Raw genomic sequence first — 17386 nt, forward strand, 5'->3', positions numbered from 1 at the left:
TATTATTCGATAACTACTACCTGAGCAGCTACTTTACCTTTTCTTCCTTCTTCTTCTTCGTAACTTACGCTGTCTCCTTCATTTAAAGATTCAACTTTCATTCCAGTAGCGTGTACGAAAATGTCTTTTCCAGTTTCATCATCAGTAATAAAACCGTAACCTTTTGATTCATTGAAGAACTTAACTTTACCTGTTCTCATTGTGTATTGTAAAAAATTAATAATTATCAAAGATATACTTATTTACAACACAAACAAGAAAAAGTTAAAAATATTTCAAAATTACTGATTATCAGTATCTTCTTTTTTCTTTAAACCTAAGTTTAACATTCGTTCTCTAGTTTCTTTATTTTTAAATCTTGAATATAAAAACAAAGGCATTAAGACAAAAGTTACTAGTAAAATTCCAATTCCAATCCACTTGTCGCCATTTAATCCGTTGTGTTTTTGAATGTATCCAAACGAAATAAATCCAACAATAATAAGGATAAGTACAATTAGAACTTTTTTCATCTTATCTTAATTTAATATGCAATTCTTGTAATTGTGCTTCATCAATGGTTGAAGGCGCATCAATCATTACATCTCTTCCTGAATTGTTTTTAGGGAAAGCAATAAAATCACGAATCGTTTCTTGTCCACCTAAAATAGAAACTAATCTATCCAATCCGAAAGCTAAACCTCCGTGTGGTGGTGCTCCAAATTCAAAAGCACTCATTAAGAAACCAAACTGCGCTTGTGCTTCTTCTTTGCTAAAACCTAACAAATCAAACATTCTTGATTGTAATTCTCTGTCGTGAATACGAATAGAACCGCCACCAATTTCGTTTCCGTTTAATACCATATCATAAGCATTAGCACGAACTTTTCCAGGTTCTGTTTCAATTAATGCCATGTCTTCTGGTTTTGGAGACGTAAAAGGATGGTGCATCGCGTGATATCTTCCGCTTTCTTCATCCCATTCTAATAATGGGAAATCAACTACCCATAATGGAGCAAATTCGTCTGATTTTCTCAAACCTAAACGAGTAGCAACTTCCATTCTTAAAGCTGATAATTGCGTTCTTACTTTATTTGCATTACCCGATAAAATTAAAATTAAATCACCTGGTTTTGCATTGGTAATTTCAGCCCATTTTTTCAAATCTTCTTGATCGTAGAATTTGTCTACTGATGATTTAAAAGTTCCATCTTCTTCACATTTTACATATACCATTCCCGAAGCTCCAACTTGTGGGCGTTTTACCCAATCAATTAAAGCATCGATTTCTTTTCTTGTATAATTTGCGCAACCTGGCGCTGCGATTCCAACAACTAATTCAGCTGAATTGAATACTGGAAAATCTTTATGTTGGGCTACCGCATTTAACTCGCCAAATTTCATTTCAAAACGAATGTCTGGTTTGTCATTACCGTAGGTTTTCATTGCGTAATCGTAAGTAATTCTTGGGAATTTTTCTACTTCAATTCCTTTGATTTCTTTTAGTAAATGACGTGTTAAACCTTCAAACATATTTAAAATGTCTTCTTGTTCTACGAATGCCATTTCACAGTCGATTTGTGTGAATTCTGGTTGACGGTCAGCACGTAAATCTTCATCACGGAAACATTTCACAATTTGGAAATATTTATCCATTCCACCTACCATCAACAACTGTTTGAATGTTTGTGGCGATTGTGGAAGTGCATAAAACTGCCCTTCGTTCATTCTACTTGGTACCACGAAATCACGTGCGCCTTCTGGAGTAGATTTAATTAAATATGGCGTTTCTACATCGCAAAAACCTTGGTCAGAAAGATATTTTCTAACTTCCATCGAAACTTTATGACGGAATAATAAGTTGTTTTTAACCGGATTTCTTCTGATGTCTAAATAACGATATTTCATACGAATGTCTTCACCACCATCGGTTTCATCTTCGATAGTAAATGGAGGCAATTGTGCTTCGTTTAAAATTGTTAGTTCGGTAACTAAAATTTCAATTTCACCCGTTGCCATATTTGGGTTCTTTGATTCGCGCTCAATAACAGTTCCTTTTACTTGAATAACAAATTCTCTTCCAAGCGATTTTGCTTTTTCAAAAACGGTTTTGTCAGTTCTTTGTTCGTCGAAAATTAATTGGGTAATACCATAACGGTCACGTAAATCCACCCAAATCATAAAACCTTTATCTCTCGATTTTTGAACCCAACCTGCAAGGGTAACTTCTGTATTGATGTGTGAAGCGTTTAATTCACCACAGTTATGACTTCTGTACATTTCTTGAAATTTTTTGCAAATGTAGTAACAAATATTAATTTTATTCGTTTAATTTTAATAGATTTGATACAATAAATAACACTTTTAAAACATGAAAAAAGCATTCTTTTTGTTTTTTGTAGCAATTTTTTCTGGTTTTGCTCAAAATACACCTAATACCGTTTCATTAAACGTTAAAATCACCAATAGATTTTCAGATACGATTACCATTTCTTCAGGTAGAACATTTAAGCAAAAAGTAGGAATTAATAAAAAAGGGGAATTTCAAACCACTTTTGAAGCTTTAAAAGATGGAGGCTTATATCGTTTGAATGATGGAAACGAAGGGACAACAATGTTTTTGAAAAATGGTTATGATTTAACTTTAACTTTAGATACTAAAGATTTTGATGAAACTATTGTTTATAAAGGGAAAGGTGCTAATGAAAACAATTATTTAGCCCAAAAAGCTATGTCAGATGAAAAGTTTGAAATGGATTTAGAGGCTTTATTTGATGCTGATGAAGCTACATTTAAAGAAGCATTGTCTAAAAAGAAAGCGGATGATTTAAAAATGATTGACGGAAAAGGTTTAGATGAAACTTTGGTTAACATGTTACGCCCTTCTTTTGAACAAGAAGAAAAATTCTTATTGGATTATTATAAACAAAAAGTAGCCGCTAAGAAAATGGAAGGTGTTGTTTCACCATCATTTGATTACGAAAACCACAAAGGTGGAAAAACTAAATTAGAAGATTTAAGAGGAAAATATGTCTATATCGATGTTTGGGCAACTTGGTGTGGACCATGTTTGGCTGAGATTCCTCACTTAAAGAAAGTAGAAGAAAAATATCACGGAAAAAACATTGAGTTTGTAAGTATTTCTGTAGATACCGATAAGGATCATGAAAAATGGAAAAAAATGGTGGTTTCTAAAGAATTAGGAGGAATACAATTATTCGCGGATAAAAACTGGACCTCAGATTTTATAAAAGCTTTCGGAATTAATGCAATACCAAGATTTATTTTAATTGGACCTGATGGGAAAGTAATTAAAGCTGATGCAGCGCGTCCTTCATCAGTAGCTTTAATTGAATTATTAGATAGTTTAGTGAAGTAATTTCATATATAGTTATATTATTTAAAGCCAATACATTACGTATTGGCTTTTTCAATGTTAAGTTTTTATCTAATGTTACCAAATTGTTAAGTAAAAGTTTTTTTATTGTAAATTAAATTTTATATTTGTTACTATAATGTTAACCTATAAAAGAAAAGAGTATGAAAAAAGTAGTAATTGCAATAGTTTTATTGGTTTCAAGTTTGTCATTTGCACAAGAAGTTAAGCCAAAATTTGAAGTGGTTGACCAAATGGTAAAAGCAACTTATTATTATGATAACGGACAAGTAAAACAAGAGGGGTATTACTTAGACGGAAAATTACATGGAAAATGGGTTGCATTTAATGAGGATGGTACAAAGCAATCGATGGGAGAATATAATAATGGAGCTAAATCTGGAAAATGGTTTTTCTGGAGTGAAGATTCTTTAAGCGAAGTTGATTTTTTAGATAGCAGAATAGCTGAAGTAAAAAAATGGTCAAAAGATGTTTTAGTAAAAAATTAATTTTATTTTAAATATAAAAAAAGTCCCGATGAACATCGGGACTTTTTTGTTGTATACTTGATTTTAAATTTCGTGTTTCGGTGTAAAACCATCTTCACTTAATTCTTTGTGAACATAATCAGCTTTCATTAAACTGTCATAATCTACTTTAACATCTCTTCCTAATTTCACTTTAATACTATCTACAATAGCATAAACAACTGGAACTACAATTAAAGTTAAGAATAAAGAGGAAATCAGACCACCAATAATTACCCATGCTAAACCGTTGTTCATTTCGGCAGCAGCTCCTTTAGCAAGCGCAATAGGAATCATCCCTATTACCATGGCAATTGTTGTCATTAAGATTGGGCGTAAACGAGCATGGTTTGCCTGAACTAATGCATTGAATGTTGATTCACCAGCATCTTTTCTGTGATTAGCAAAGTCAACTAATAAAATGGCATTTTTCGTTACCAATCCAATCAACATAATAATACCTAAAATAGTGAAAATATTAAGTGAATTATTAGTTAATGCCAAAGCAAATAATGCTCCAATAAACGATAACGGAATAGAAAACAATACTACAAAAGGCGTTACAAAGTCATCATATAAGGCAACCATTACCAAGTAAACTAAAATAATAGCAGCAAGTAACGCAATTCCTAAAGTACCAAAACCTTCTGTTTGGTTTTCCATATCTCCACCCCAAACATAGTTAACTCCTGTTGGACGTTCCATTTTTGAGAATACTGTTTCCCATTCTGATGCAATAGTACCAGATGGTTTACCTACAGATTGTGCTTCAATAGTAACCGAAGTACTTTTGTCTCTTCTTTCTAGCATACTTGGACCTGAACTTTCAATAACCTCTGCAAATTGAGATAATTTGATTTGTTGTCCCATGTTGTTCACAAAAATTAGATTGTTTACATCATTAATATTAGAACGGTCGTATTCATTGAATCTAATGTTGATATCATATTCATATTCTCCGGCTCTAAATTTCCCATCGGTATTTCCGTTGAAAGCAGTTTGCATAGTTAAACCAACTGTTTGAAGATTTAATCCTAAAGCAGCCATTTTATCACGATTCACCTGAACTTTAATTTCAGGATTACCAGCTTCTGAAGTTAATTTTACTTCCGATGCTCCAGGAACTTTTTTCAATTCAGCAGCAGCTTTTTGAGCAAATAACATTACATCATCAAAATTTGGACCCGTAACCGTTAATGCAATTGGGGCTTTATCTGCACCTAATAATCCTACAGGAACCGTTTTTACTTTTGCTCCTACCAATTCTTTTTCTAACTGGCGTTTGATTTTAGCCGCATATATAAATGAGTTGTCATCACGTTTTGCTTTTTCAACTAAAGAAATCAAAATTTCAGCTTTATAAGCAGTAGATTGTGTAGCTCCCATACCATCACTAGTTTGACCTACTGTGGTAATCATATCTACAATATTTTTATCTTTTTTAAGGTAAGCTTCTGCTTTTTGTGTCATGAAATTGGTTTGCTCAATTGAAACGTCTTTTGGCATTTCAATTTGCACTAAGAATTCTCCTTTATCGGTTTTAGAGAAGAACTCACCACCAATAAATCCACCACCTAATAATCCGAAAATTGAACCAAAGAAAATAACAGTAACGATAGCTAAAGTTGTTTTTTTGTAATTTAAAGACCAAGTTAAAATGTCTGTTACTTTGTGAGTGAATTTGTCTAGGTAGTTTTCAAAACCTAAAATAATTTTACCGAAAAAAGATTCTTTATTTAAATGTTCTAACTTTCCGTAACGAGAGAATAACCAAGGTACAATGGTAAATGAAGCCAGCAATGATAACAGTGTAGCAATAATTACCGTAACACAGAATTGCGTGATGATGTTAGAAACTAATCCAGTACTCATCGCGATTGGTAAGAATACTACCACGATAACTAAAGTAATTGCTGTAACAGTGAATCCAATTTCAGCTGCACCATCGTAAGCTGCGCGCACCTTATTTTTACCCATTTCCATGTGACGGTGAATGTTTTCTAATACAACAATCGCGTCATCCACTAAGATACCTACTACTAATGAAAGTCCAAGTAAACTCATTAAGTTTAATGTGTATCCCATTAATGAAATTCCAATGAAAGTAGCAATTAACGAAGCTGGAATCGATACCATTACAATAGCCGCATTTCGTAAACTATGTAAGAAGAATAACATTACGAATGCTACTAAAAATACAGCTAGAAATAAATCATGCATTACATTATCCGCAGCAGTTAAGGTAAATTCACTACTATCATTTGCAACTTTTAATTTTAAGTTTGATTTAGAATAGTCCTTCTCAATTTTAGCAATAGCTTCTTTTACTTTTTTACTTACTTCTACCGCATTTGCATCTGATTGTTTAATAACTTGTAAAAGTATTGATCCTTTCTCGTTAATTCTTGAGATTTTAGAAACGTCTTTTTGTGCATCTTGAACATCGGCCACATCACCCAAACGTACTTGAACACCATGATTTGATGAAACAACTAAATTGCGTAACTCTTCAACTGATTTATATTTTCCAGATAAACGAATGGTGGTACTGTTTTCTCTAGTTTTAATATTACCCGTAGGGAAATCTAAGTTTGAAGATAAAACGGCTTGTTGCACTTGAGGAACTGATAATCCGAATCCTTGTAATTTTGTAGCATCTAAGCTTACTTTAATTTCTCTTTCTTCACCACCTACTAAGTTAACTTGCGCCACACCAGGAACACGAGAAACAATCGGTTGAATTTTTTTATCTAATAAGTCGTAAAAGGCAACTTCATCCATATTAGCAGTTGCACCAATGGTCATAATCGGTAAATCACTCAATGAGAATTTACTTAATGAAGGCGGGTCAACATCATCTGGTAAGTCTTTTAAAACCGCATTGATTTTACGTTGCGCATCGTTCAAAGAATAATCGGCATCTGCATCTGCAGTTAGTGTAATCATTACTACCGATAAACTTTCATAAGATTTTGATTCTAATTTTTTGATGTTTTCCATGGTAGAAACCGCATCCTCAATTTTCTTGGTAACGGTATTTTCTACTTCACTTGGAGAAGCTCCAGGATAAACAGTTGAAACGGTTACTACGTTAATCTCAAATTTTGGAATTAACTCATAACTCAACTGTTTATAACTATACAGTCCACCTAATAACAGTATCGTAAAAAGTACGATAACCATAGAAGGTCTTTTAATTGATATATCTACAATTTTCATATAATTGATTTTAAGTAAGGGTCTTTATTATTTAACTATTGAAACTTTAGTGTTATCACTTAAGTTTATTTGACCACTTGTTACCACAATATCACCATTGTTTAAACCGCTTAAGATTTCAACTTTATCTCCAAAAACTTTTCCCGCTACTACTTTTTTCATAACGGCAATATCTTTTTCCACAACATAAACTTGGTTGCTACTAACGCTTCCTACAAAAGCGCTTCTTGGAATTGTCATCAATTCAGGCTGTTTCCCCTCTGGAGCACCAAATACTACCGAACCATACATTCCCGCTTTTATTTCATTATTAGGATTGTTTGCAATAGCTATTTCTATAGGGAAGTTTAAAGAAGTATCTGCTTTAGGAGCAATAAACGTTACTTTTCCAGTATACTCTTTATCAGGAAAAACACTAGCTTTTACTTTTACAATCGAACCAATTTTTAATTGTGCTACTTGACGTTCACTTACATTTACTTTTAGTTTTAACGAGCTTGTATTAACAATTTCAAACATTTTTGTTGGAGGCATAGCGCTTAATATAGCTCCAACTTCAATAAATTTTTTATTAATAATTCCACCGAAAGGCGCTTTTACTCTTGTGTCACCCACATTAATATTAGCTTGAGTTAATCTAGACTTAGCGTTAATCATATTGATTCTAGCTTGATCTAATTGTTGTTTTGTAACTCCTCCAGTTTTGTAAGCGCTTTCGAAACGGTTGTAATCGTTAAGGGCATTTTGATAATTAGCATTGGCTGTTTCTGCTTCAACATTAACGACATCACCTCTAATGATAGCAATAGTTTGACCTTTTGCTACTCTATCCCCTTCTTTAACCAAAACCGAAATAACTTTTCCAGATCGTTCTGCAGCCATTTCTAATTCTTGATCGGGTGAGAAGTTTCCGTTAGCAAAAAAAGTATCTTCAACAGGATTTGTTTCAACTGTAGCAACACGTACAGCAACACTACTATTTTCTTGAGCTACAATTGCTGTATCTGCTTCATTTTGTTTTTTGTTGTTCATAAGAGTTACAACAGCAGCTCCTACTATTCCTACACCTAAAACGATATAAATTATTTTTTTCATTTGTTTATTAGTTTAATAAGTTTTTTAGTTCTCCTTTAGATTTTATGAATTGAATTTCAGCTAGTTTATATTCTAAAATAGCAGTTGTATAATTGTTTTGTGCTTCAACCAAGGCGTTTTCTGCATCCAATAAATCGGTTAAAGATGCTAAACCTTGTATGTAATTATTGTTGGTGTTTGCAAAAACTTCTTGTGCTAATTTCACATTATCTTTTTGATTCTCAATAGTGATTAAGCTATTTTCAATTTGTTTTTTTGAGTTTTCAAAAGCCATATCTAAAGCTAACTTTGTATTGTCGATATCTACTTGTAAACTTTTGATAGCTGTATTTGCTTGCTTAACTCTAGCTTTAGTTCCAAATCCAGTAAAAATAGGAACCCTTAAACTTAAACCAATACTTGCAAAGTCAGACCAATAAACCCCATCAATTGGTTTGGCAAATAAAGGCATCTCAGGTCCTTGACCAATATAGTTATAACTTCCACTCAAAGATAACGTAGGATAATAGCTAGCTTGATATGCTTTTTTCTGATAATTAAGGAGTTGCTCTTGTTTTTTTAGTAATATATATTCTGTCCTATTGGTTACATCAGCTGTTTTATTTAAGTCTTGAGGTGTAACTTCAAACGCAGTTTTTGGAATCACTATTTTGTTTTGAACCGGCATTCCCATATAAAACTTCAAGGCATTTTCTTGTAAACTAATAGCATTTATAAGTTGCTGTTTTATCGAATTGATGTTGTTAACACGAACGCTAATTCGGTCCAAATCAATTTTTCTTGCTAAACCATTATCATACTGACCTTTGATGATATCTTTTACTTTGTTCGCATTTTTTAAATTATTTTCTACTACTTCTAATTTTTGTTGTTGTACGTAAACTTGATAGTACGCATTTGCAACACGCTCAATAACTTGTTCTTCGGTTAAATCAGCATTAATCTGATAGAATTCTCTAGTAGTTCTCGCTGCTTTTAATCCTGTAAAAACAGATTGATCAAATAAAGCTTGACTTACAGAAATTCCTGCAACTGAATTCCATTTTTGACCAAAAGCTGCTTGAATGGTTGTTCCGGGTGCTCCAAAATTTTCTCCATCAATTACAGTTGTTTGTAAAATAGGGTTGTAATTCAAACTTCCATTTGCTGAAATTTGCGGTAAAGCTCTCGAACGAACTTCTTGAATTTTATACTCGCTATTTTCTAGGTCTAATTTTGCTTTTTTAGCTTCTGACTTGTTTTCAAGCGCAAAAGTGATAGCCTCTTTTAGTGATAGTTGTGCCACCTCTTGAGCACTTACCGACAGTGTAAAAGTTAATAATGTTATGAGGATTGTGTTCTTCATTGTTTATATAATTGGGTTTTTAAGGTGTTTTTCTAATTCTATAATTCCAGCTAATGTTGCCATTGCTCTAATGTGATATTCCAAAGCTTTTAATTCTAATTCTTCAGCTTCAATACCTGAAGCAGTGTTTTCATTGATGTTAAAGATTAGGGTGTAATAAAATTTTATATAATTGTCTACATCTAAATTTTCTCTGTATAAACCTTCATTCATGCCTTTTAGAATGTTATTTCTAAAACAGGTTTCGCATACTTCAATTTGAGAAGTTAAGGCTTTTGCATAGACTTCAGGATAGTGCTTTTTTAATTGGTAAATTGGAGAAGATTCGGCAGATTTAAACATTTCTTTGAACATTCTCTTGATTTCGAAATTTTCTTCAATAGCGTTAAAATTTTGTGCAACAATTTTGTCGATTGTTTCATGAATTTCTTTGTGAACCATTTCAACACTTTTTTCAATTAAAACATCTTTGTTGCTAAAATATTTGTAAATCGTTTTTTTTGAAATACACATTTCGCAAGCAATATCATCCATAGTAATGCTCTTGAAACCAAGTTTCAAAAACATTTCTTTCGCTTTATTAATAATTTTTTCTTTCATCCTTTCTCTAAAATCAACCTTGATAGATTTTATTTTCGGGTACAAATGTATGCTGGAAACTTTTAACACTAAAATAGTTTCCAATGTTTTTACATAAATTTAACATTTGATATATTCGTGTCGTTTCAGAATATTGAAGTATTTTAGCAAAAAATTCAAGAAATGCATTCTATATCCTATTATCAAGAGAAAATGGCGAATCATTTTTCTCAAATAGTTGCCAATAAAGAACCAAAAAATCTTTACGAACCTGTACAATATATTTTATCACTTGGTGGAAAAAGAATGCGCCCTGTTTTAACACTAATGGCTAGTGAAGTTTTTAATGGCGATTGTGAAAAAGCCATTCCTGCAGCTACTGCGGTTGAGGTATTTCATAACTTTTCATTAATTCACGATGATATTATGGATGATGCGCCTTTAAGAAGAGGTAATCAAACGGTTCATGAAAAATGGGATTTGAATACCGGAATTTTATCTGGCGATGCAATGCTGATTTTAGCGTATCAATATTTTGAAAATTATGAGCCAAAAATTTTTCAAGCATTGGCCAAACTATTCAGTAAAACTGCTTTAGAGGTCTGTGAAGGACAACAGTACGATGTAGATTTTGAAACACGTGACGATGTTACGATTCCAGAATACTTAAAAATGATTGAATACAAAACCGCTGTTTTAGTTGGTGCTGCTATGAAAATGGGAGCCATAGTTGCTGAAACTTCCAATGAAAATGCAGATTTGATTTATGATTTTGGATTGAATTTAGGAATTGCATTTCAATTACAAGACGATTATTTAGATGCTTTCGGGAATCCAGAAACCTTCGGAAAACAAGTAGGAGGTGATATTATTGAAAATAAAAAAACCTATTTGTATCTAAAAGCAATGGAGTTTGCCAAAGAAGAAGACCAACAGCAATTGTTGCATTTGTTTTCTATCCAACCAATGGATAATAACGATAAAATCGAATCGGTAAAAGCCATTTTTAATACTTCTGGAGCTAGCGAAGCTACTAAAAAAGCCATCCAAGATTTCACTTTCAAAGCATTTGAAACTTTAGAAAAAATGGATATTGAAGCTGAAAAGAAAGCCATCTTAAAAGCTTTTGGTGAAAATTTAATGGGAAGAAATGTATAATCCGCCCGCAAATATTGAGGCGTTAATCTCACAAGCTGAAGAAGAACATTTGTACTTCAAGTTGATTGAGCAAGTGAATAAGGATTTTGCTTTGGCGAATGAGCCTTTAGATGTACCGGCAAGTATTTTTCCGTTTGAATTTAAGAATTTGGTTCAGGAAAAAATATATAAACTCATTCAACACAAATTTGCTGAATATTTGAATTTACTCTACATCATAGATGTTCCAGAAGAGCAAATCAAAAAATTAGATGGTTCCGATTTAGTGGAATTGTCAGAACAAGTTGCATTTTTGATCTTAAAAAGAGAATGGCAAAAAGTTTGGTTTCGAAATAAGTATTAAAAATAAATTCTCACAAAAGGCATAAACGCCTCGGCATAGATATTATCTCTATCTCGGTGTAAAACATTATATCGAATACCTAAAGTTATATTATCATTACGATATCCTGCACCTAAAAACAAAGCCGTATTCCAAAAATCTTGAGTATCGTTTCCGAAAGAATCATTAAAAGTTCTATTTACTCTTAATTGTTCTAATTCAGTTGAAATTTGAATTTCTTCGATGGGATTGAATAAAGCAATTAGACTACCTCCATACATGTTAGCATTATAAAAATCACGTTGTTTTACATAACTGTATTGTGCTCCTAAACCTAATGCTACATATTGATTAAAGTTGTAAATAGCACTTGGTGCCACCATAACATCCGTATATCCACTTCCAAATCCTAAACCAAGCCCACCACCAAATTGAACATGTTTCCAAAAATCGCTTTTTGTTTTCATTTCAGTATTTTCTTGTGCATAAATTTCAGGTTTAAAACTAAATAAAAACACAATAGTTAATAAAAATGTTAAATTTATTACGAAATTCTTTTTCATAATTCCATTTTAAAAAAATTAATGTTATAAAAGTATAAAAATCCTTGAAAGATTATCATAAAATGTTTTACTTTTGCGTAAATTTTTAATTTAAACGTCTTTCAGACAACACACTATGGATAGGTTTTCCTTTTTAAACGCTGCACATACGGCTTTTTTTGCCGATTTATACGAACAATATTTACAAAATCCAGATAGCGTAGAGCCAAGCTGGAGAAGTTTTTTTCAAGGATTTGATTTTGCACAAGCCAATTATGGTTCAGAAGAAGTTGCTCAGCAAATTTCTTATGTAGCTTCGGGTGATTCAGTTGAAATCTCTGAAAAAATGCAAAAAGAGTTCAATGTTCTGAAATTAATCGAAGGATATAGAACTCGTGGTCACTTATTCACTAAAACAAATCCAGTTAGAGATAGAAGAGTTCACGGACCTTCATTGGCTCTTGAAAATTTCGGATTATCGCAAGCTGATTTAAATACGGTTTTTGATGCGGCGAAAATCGTGAACATGAAACCAAGTACTTTGGCAGATATTATCAAACATTTAGATAATGTTTACTGTCAGTCAATCGGAGTGGAATTTATGTACATTCGCGACCCTAAGGTGCAAGAATGGATTAAAAATCGCTTAGATATCAACGATAACCAACCTAATTTTTCGGCTGACCAAAAGAAACACATTCTTAAGAAATTAAACGAAGCCGTTTCTTTCGAAAACTTCTTACATACTAAATACGTAGGTCAAAAACGTTTCTCTTTAGAAGGTTGTGAGGCTGCAATTCCGGCTTTAGATGCTTTAATTGAAGGTGCAGCTGATAGAGGTGTAGAACAATTCGTAATGGGAATGGCACACAGAGGCCGTTTGAATGTTTTGGCTAACATCTTTGGTAAAAACACTCAAAATATTTTCTCTGAATTTGATGGAAAAGACTATGATGAAGACGCTAACTTTGATGGTGACGTAAAATACCACTTAGGGTTAACTTCAGATAGATTGACCGATTCTGGAAAGAAAATCAACTTAAACTTAGCTCCAAACCCTTCGCACTTAGAAACAGTAGGTGCCGTTATTGAAGGAATCACAAGAGCAAAACAAGATAGAAATTATCCAAATGATTTTTCAAAAGTATTACCAATTGCTGTTCACGGTGATGCCGCTGTAGCAGGTCAAGGTATTGTGTATGAAATCATTCAAATGGCGAAGTTAGATGGTTATAAAACAGGTGGAACAATTCACTTAGTAATCAATAACCAAGTCGGGTTTACAACGAATTATTTAGATGCACGTTCGTCAACGTATTGTACGGATATCGCGAAAGTAACTTTGTCACCAGTTTTACACGTAAATGCAGATGATGCAGAAGCGGTAGTACATGCGATGTTGTTTGCTTTAGATTATCGTATGGAATTTGGTGGAGACGTTTTTATCGATTTATTAGGATATAGAAAATACGGTCACAACGAAGGTGATGAGCCTCGTTTTACACAACCAATCTTATACAAAGCCATTTCAAAACACAAAAACCCGAGAGATTTATATGCTGAAAAATTAATTCAGGAAAATATTATTTCTACTGGCTATGTAAAAGAATTGGAAGAAGCTTATAAAGCAAAATTAGATGAGAATTTAGAAGCATCTCGTAAGAAAGACTTAACTGTAATTACACCGTTCATGGAGAATGAGTGGGAAGGTTACAAACAAGTTTCAGATGATGTAATGCTTCAAAAATTTGACACGAAGTTTGATAAAAATCAATTAGCTGAAATTGCTAAAACTATTACGGAGCTTCCTGCTGATAAGAAATTCATCAGTAAGATTACGAAGTTAATTGGAGATAGAAAGAACATGGTTGAAACCAATAAATTAGACTGGGCAATGGGCGAATTATTAGCTTATGGTTCTTTACTGTCTGAAGGTTTTGATGTTCGTATTTCTGGGCAAGATGTGGAGCGTGGAACATTTTCACATCGTCATGCTGTTGTTAAAGTAGAAGATTCTGAAGAAGAAGTAATCTTACTAGATAAAATAAAAGATAAAAAAGGAAACTTTTATATCTACAATTCACACCTTTCAGAATATGGCGTTTTAGGTTTTGAGTACGGATATGCCTTAGCATCACCAAAATCATTAGTAATTTGGGAAGCACAATTTGGAGATTTCTCTAACGGAGCACAAATTATGATTGACCAATACATTTCTGCAGGTGAAGACAAGTGGAACAACCAAAACGGATTGGTAATGTTGTTGCCTCATGGTTATGAAAACCAAGGTGCAGAACATTCATCTGCACGTATGGAGCGTTACTTACAATTATGTGCAAAACACAACATGTACATTGCCGATGTAACTACGCCAGCCAACTTCTTCCACTTAATGAGAAGACAATTAAAAACAGAATTCCGTAAGCCATTAATAGTATTCTCTCCAAAGAGTTTATTGCGTCACCCAGATGTAGTATCTTCAATGGATGATTTAGCAAACGGACAATTCCAAGAAGTATTAGATGATCCAAATGTAACAGATAAAAAAGCAATCAAAACGTTGGTTTTCTGTACAGGTAAATTCTATTATGATATCATTGCAAAACGTGCTGAATTAGGTAGAAATGATGTGGTAGTAGTTCGTTTAGAACAATTGTTCCCATTAGCGGTTGACCAAATTAAAGCGATTATCGACAGTTATCCAAATGTGGATGATTACGTTTGGGCACAAGAAGAACCTAAAAACATGGGAGCTTATGGTTATATGTTGATGAATTTTGATTTAGTAAAATTAAGATTAGCATCACCAAAAGCATACAGTGCGCCAGCAGCAGGTAGTTATGAGCGTTCTAAAAAACGTCATGCTAATGCAATCGCTATGGTATTTGATAAAAAATTATTTCAATAAAAAACAACTCAATTATCACCCTGAGCTTGTCAAAGGGTAAACTTTTTAAATAAAAAGATATGATTTTAGAAATGAAAGTCCCTTCTCCAGGGGAATCAATTAAAGAAGTAGAAATTGCTACATGGTTAGTAAAAGATGGTGATTATGTAGAAAAAGACCAAGCAATTGCTGAGGTTGATTCAGATAAAGCAACATTAGAATTGCCAGCTGAAGCAAGCGGAATTATTACATTAAAAGCAGAAGAAGGTGATGCAGTAGCGGTAGGTGCAGTAGTTTGTTTAATCGATACAGGTGCAGCAAAACCAGAAGGTGGTGCAGCTCAAGCTAAAGAAGAAGCAAAAGCAGTTGAAGCGCCAAAAGCTGAGGCTCCAAAAGCAGCTCCAGTAGCAGAAAAAACGTATGCAACTCAAGCGCCATCTCCGGCAGCTAGAAAAATATTAGAAGAAAAAAACATCGAGCCTTCTGCAATTGTAGGAACAGGTAAAGGTGGAAGAATCACTAAAGATGACGCTGTAAATGCAGTACCATCAATGGGAACTCCAACAGGAGGAAACCGCGGAACAGAGAGAACAAAACTTTCAATGTTACGTAGAAAAGTAGCAGAGCGTTTAGTTTCAGCTAAAAATGAGACTGCGATGTTAACTACTTTTAACGAAGTAGATATGTCTGCAATCTATGCTATTCGTGACCAATATAAAGAAGAGTTCAAAGCGAAACATGGTTTAGGATTAGGTTTCATGTCGTTCTTTACTAAAGCGGTAACTCGTGCTTTACAATTATATCCAGATGTAAACTCTATGATTGATGGTCAAGAGAAAATTTCTTATGACTTCTGTGATATTTCGGTAGCGGTTTCGGGTCCAAAAGGATTAATGGTTCCAGTTATGAGAAATGCAGAAACCTTATCGTTCAGAGGTGTTGAAGCTGAAATCAAAAGATTAGCTTTAAGAGCTCGTGATGGACAAATCACAGTAGACGAAATGACTGGTGGAACATTCACTATTTCTAATGGAGGTGTTTTCGGAAGTATGTTATCTACGCCAATCATCAATCCACCACAATCAGGTATTTTAGGAATGCACAATGTTGTGGATAGAGCTATCGTTAAAAATGGTCAAATCGTAATTGCTCCAGTAATGTATGTTGCCTTATCATACGACCACAGAATCATCGACGGACGTGAGTCAGTTGGATTCTTAGTGGCAGTGAAAGAAGCATTAGAAAACCCAGCTGAAATTTTAATGGGTGGAAATGTGAAAAAAGCATTAGAATTATAGAAATATAAATCCCAAATAAAAAATCCCAAACTCTATTTGAATTTGGGATTTTTTTATTTGGGTAATATTTAAAAATAGTAAAAGTTAATCTTGGGAATAATCTACAAAATAATATAGTTTTATTCTTATTTTAGCGGACTATAATTTTCAGGTTGAGCCACCATTTTTTCATGATGCACAAATTTACTTTTTCTGTTATACTACTATTATTTATTAATTTGATGCTTGCTCAAGAATTGAGTGAATCAGAAATTAGTAGAACCCGAAATATTCAAGAGAATCTTATTTCAAATCCGGAGAAAGCATATGCTGAAGCATTAGAAATTAGTAATTCTAAAAACGAGTTATTTCGTTTTTATGGCAAATATTACATAGCCAATTATTTTTACAACAAATCAGAGTTTACTTACTCAAAGAAACTTCTGATCATACTTATAGATAGTATTGAAAAAAGTAAGATGGATAAATCAAGCAAAGTGTATCAAGATTTACTTGGAATGTGTGTGAACAAACTTTTTTATATCCATAAAAATTTAGGAGAATACGATTTAGCATTGTTTTATCTTGACAAATATAAAAACAGTGTACCTAATAATCATTTTAACGAACAATATGGCTCAATTAAGGTAGCTATGGGCGATTATGTTAATGGAATTGCTTTGTTAAAGAGAGAATTAAAAACGTCGCATCACTTAAAATTGGGAATAGGTGAAAAAAAAGTAATGAACAAGAAATTGTTTGCTGATAAATATAATATTATTGGTGAAGCTTATCAAAAGTATTACATTCAGTCGAAGAAAAAAGTGTTGTTAGATTCTGCAAATCATTATTTTAATGTAGCAGCTACAATGATGTTGCAAGATAATTTTCAGCCTGAATACACCAAAGCATTATTGAGTATGCGCGAAGCAAAAAGTGCCGCCTTAGCAGGAAATTACGAGAAATCTTTGTCGTTATATAGAAAGAGAAAAAAGTATCCTATTATTCAGGATAATATAAGAACAGAGCAGTTGTTTGATTTAGGAATGGCCGATTGTTTTCATCATTTAAAACAAGTTG

General features: G+C 33.0%; 15 protein-coding genes. 7 read left to right on the forward strand and 8 right to left on the reverse strand.

Translation table 11 applies throughout. The annotated features are described in order from the left end of the window. Positions 1-2: 2 nt before the first annotated feature. From Q0075_RS05770 to aspS, 3 genes are all read right to left on the reverse strand, one after another. Positions 3-200 (reverse strand): cold-shock protein, encoded by a 198-nt coding sequence (locus tag Q0075_RS05770; protein WP_231842861.1) that lies wholly within the window; start codon positions 198-200, stop codon positions 3-5. Between the two features lie 81 nt (positions 201-281). Next, the gene (locus Q0075_RS05775) at positions 282-512 is read right to left on the reverse strand and encodes a hypothetical protein (protein WP_297868683.1); all 231 of its coding nucleotides are present in this window, start codon (positions 510-512) and stop codon (positions 282-284) included. A 1-nt stretch (position 513) separates the two neighbouring features. Then, a complete protein-coding gene (aspS, locus tag Q0075_RS05780) occupies positions 514-2259 on the reverse strand; it encodes an aspartate--tRNA ligase (protein ID WP_297868684.1) in 1746 nt (581 codons plus the stop codon). A gap of 91 nt (positions 2260-2350) precedes the next feature. On the opposite strand from aspS, the gene Q0075_RS05785 reads away from it, so the two are divergent. Next, entirely contained in the window at positions 2351-3358 is a 1008-nt protein-coding gene (locus Q0075_RS05785; RefSeq protein WP_297868685.1) for a TlpA disulfide reductase family protein, read from the forward strand. A 161-nt stretch (positions 3359-3519) separates the two neighbouring features. Then, entirely contained in the window at positions 3520-3864 is a 345-nt protein-coding gene (locus Q0075_RS05790) for a membrane-binding protein (RefSeq protein ID WP_297868686.1), read from the forward strand. Positions 3865-3927: 63 nt separating this feature from the next. On the opposite strand, the gene Q0075_RS05795 is transcribed toward Q0075_RS05790, so the two are convergent. The 4 genes from Q0075_RS05795 to Q0075_RS05810 are packed head-to-tail and all read right to left on the reverse strand — an operon-like array spanning position 3928 to position 10141. Further along, complete coding sequence (locus Q0075_RS05795; RefSeq protein WP_297868687.1) at positions 3928-7101, reverse strand: efflux RND transporter permease subunit; 3174 nt, start codon at positions 7099-7101, stop codon at positions 3928-3930. A gap of 27 nt (positions 7102-7128) precedes the next feature. Next, positions 7129-8196, reverse strand: coding sequence for an efflux RND transporter periplasmic adaptor subunit (locus tag Q0075_RS05800; protein ID WP_297868688.1), 1068 nt, complete (start codon positions 8194-8196; stop codon positions 7129-7131). Positions 8197-8203: 7 nt separating this feature from the next. Then, positions 8204-9541: a TolC family protein gene (locus Q0075_RS05805; RefSeq protein WP_297868689.1), complete on the reverse strand. Its 1338-nt coding sequence runs from the start codon at positions 9539-9541 to the stop codon at positions 8204-8206. 3 nt (positions 9542-9544) lie between these two features. Beyond that, positions 9545-10141 (reverse strand): TetR/AcrR family transcriptional regulator, encoded by a 597-nt coding sequence (locus Q0075_RS05810; protein WP_297868690.1) that lies wholly within the window; start codon positions 10139-10141, stop codon positions 9545-9547. A 162-nt stretch (positions 10142-10303) separates the two neighbouring features. On the opposite strand from Q0075_RS05810, the gene Q0075_RS05815 reads away from it, so the two are divergent. Then, positions 10304-11278, forward strand: a complete 975-nt coding sequence (locus Q0075_RS05815) for a polyprenyl synthetase family protein (RefSeq protein ID WP_297868691.1) — start codon at positions 10304-10306, stop codon at positions 11276-11278. Beyond that, positions 11271-11621, forward strand: coding sequence for a hypothetical protein (locus tag Q0075_RS05820; RefSeq protein WP_297868692.1), 351 nt, complete (start codon positions 11271-11273; stop codon positions 11619-11621). Before Q0075_RS05815 ends, Q0075_RS05820 begins: the two co-directional genes overlap by 8 nt. Here Q0075_RS05820 and Q0075_RS05825 read toward each other — a convergent pair. Continuing rightward, on the reverse strand, positions 11618-12163 hold the full coding sequence (locus Q0075_RS05825; protein ID WP_297868693.1) for a hypothetical protein: 546 nt from the start codon (positions 12161-12163) through the stop codon (positions 11618-11620). The genes Q0075_RS05820 and Q0075_RS05825 overlap by 4 nt on opposite strands. Positions 12164-12278: 115 nt before the next feature. Between Q0075_RS05825 and Q0075_RS05830 the strand changes: the two genes are divergently transcribed. The 3 genes from Q0075_RS05830 to Q0075_RS05840 all read left to right on the forward strand — a co-directional run. Beyond that, positions 12279-15050, forward strand: coding sequence for a 2-oxoglutarate dehydrogenase E1 component (locus tag Q0075_RS05830; RefSeq protein ID WP_297868694.1), 2772 nt, complete (start codon positions 12279-12281; stop codon positions 15048-15050). 59 nt (positions 15051-15109) lie between these two features. Beyond that, the gene (gene odhB / locus Q0075_RS05835; RefSeq protein ID WP_297868695.1) at positions 15110-16327 is read left to right on the forward strand and encodes a 2-oxoglutarate dehydrogenase complex dihydrolipoyllysine-residue succinyltransferase; all 1218 of its coding nucleotides are present in this window, start codon (positions 15110-15112) and stop codon (positions 16325-16327) included. A 170-nt stretch (positions 16328-16497) separates the two neighbouring features. Further along, the coding region (locus Q0075_RS05840) for a hypothetical protein (RefSeq protein ID WP_297868696.1) at positions 16498-17386 on the forward strand (889 nt) is incomplete at its 3' end.

The sequence above is a fragment of the uncultured Flavobacterium sp. genome (assembly GCF_937967675.1).
Taxonomy (GTDB): Bacteria; Bacteroidota; Bacteroidia; order Flavobacteriales; family Flavobacteriaceae; genus Flavobacterium.

What these genes read in the sequence shown, in the direction of transcription:
- Q0075_RS05770 (WP_231842861.1), bottom strand. Translation starts at nt 200, where the DNA reads ATGAGAACAGGTAAAGTTAAGTTCTTCAATGAATCAAAAGGTTACGGT.
- Q0075_RS05775 (WP_297868683.1), bottom strand. Translation starts at nt 512, where the DNA reads ATGAAAAAAGTTCTAATTGTACTTATCCTTATTATTGTTGGATTTATT.
- aspS (WP_297868684.1), bottom strand. Translation starts at nt 2,259, where the DNA reads ATGTACAGAAGTCATAACTGTGGTGAATTAAACGCTTCACACATCAAT.
- Q0075_RS05785 (WP_297868685.1), top strand. Translation starts at nt 2,351, where the DNA reads ATGAAAAAAGCATTCTTTTTGTTTTTTGTAGCAATTTTTTCTGGTTTT.
- Q0075_RS05790 (WP_297868686.1), top strand. Translation starts at nt 3,520, where the DNA reads ATGAAAAAAGTAGTAATTGCAATAGTTTTATTGGTTTCAAGTTTGTCA.
- Q0075_RS05795 (WP_297868687.1), bottom strand. Translation starts at nt 7,101, where the DNA reads ATGAAAATTGTAGATATATCAATTAAAAGACCTTCTATGGTTATCGTA.
- Q0075_RS05800 (WP_297868688.1), bottom strand. Translation starts at nt 8,196, where the DNA reads ATGAAAAAAATAATTTATATCGTTTTAGGTGTAGGAATAGTAGGAGCT.
- Q0075_RS05805 (WP_297868689.1), bottom strand. Translation starts at nt 9,541, where the DNA reads ATGAAGAACACAATCCTCATAACATTATTAACTTTTACACTGTCGGTA.
- Q0075_RS05810 (WP_297868690.1), bottom strand. Translation starts at nt 10,141, where the DNA reads ATGAAAGAAAAAATTATTAATAAAGCGAAAGAAATGTTTTTGAAACTT.
- Q0075_RS05815 (WP_297868691.1), top strand. Translation starts at nt 10,304, where the DNA reads ATGCATTCTATATCCTATTATCAAGAGAAAATGGCGAATCATTTTTCT.
- Q0075_RS05820 (WP_297868692.1), top strand. Translation starts at nt 11,271, where the DNA reads ATGTATAATCCGCCCGCAAATATTGAGGCGTTAATCTCACAAGCTGAA.
- Q0075_RS05825 (WP_297868693.1), bottom strand. Translation starts at nt 12,163, where the DNA reads ATGAAAAAGAATTTCGTAATAAATTTAACATTTTTATTAACTATTGTG.
- Q0075_RS05830 (WP_297868694.1), top strand. Translation starts at nt 12,279, where the DNA reads ATGGATAGGTTTTCCTTTTTAAACGCTGCACATACGGCTTTTTTTGCC.
- odhB (WP_297868695.1), top strand. Translation starts at nt 15,110, where the DNA reads ATGATTTTAGAAATGAAAGTCCCTTCTCCAGGGGAATCAATTAAAGAA.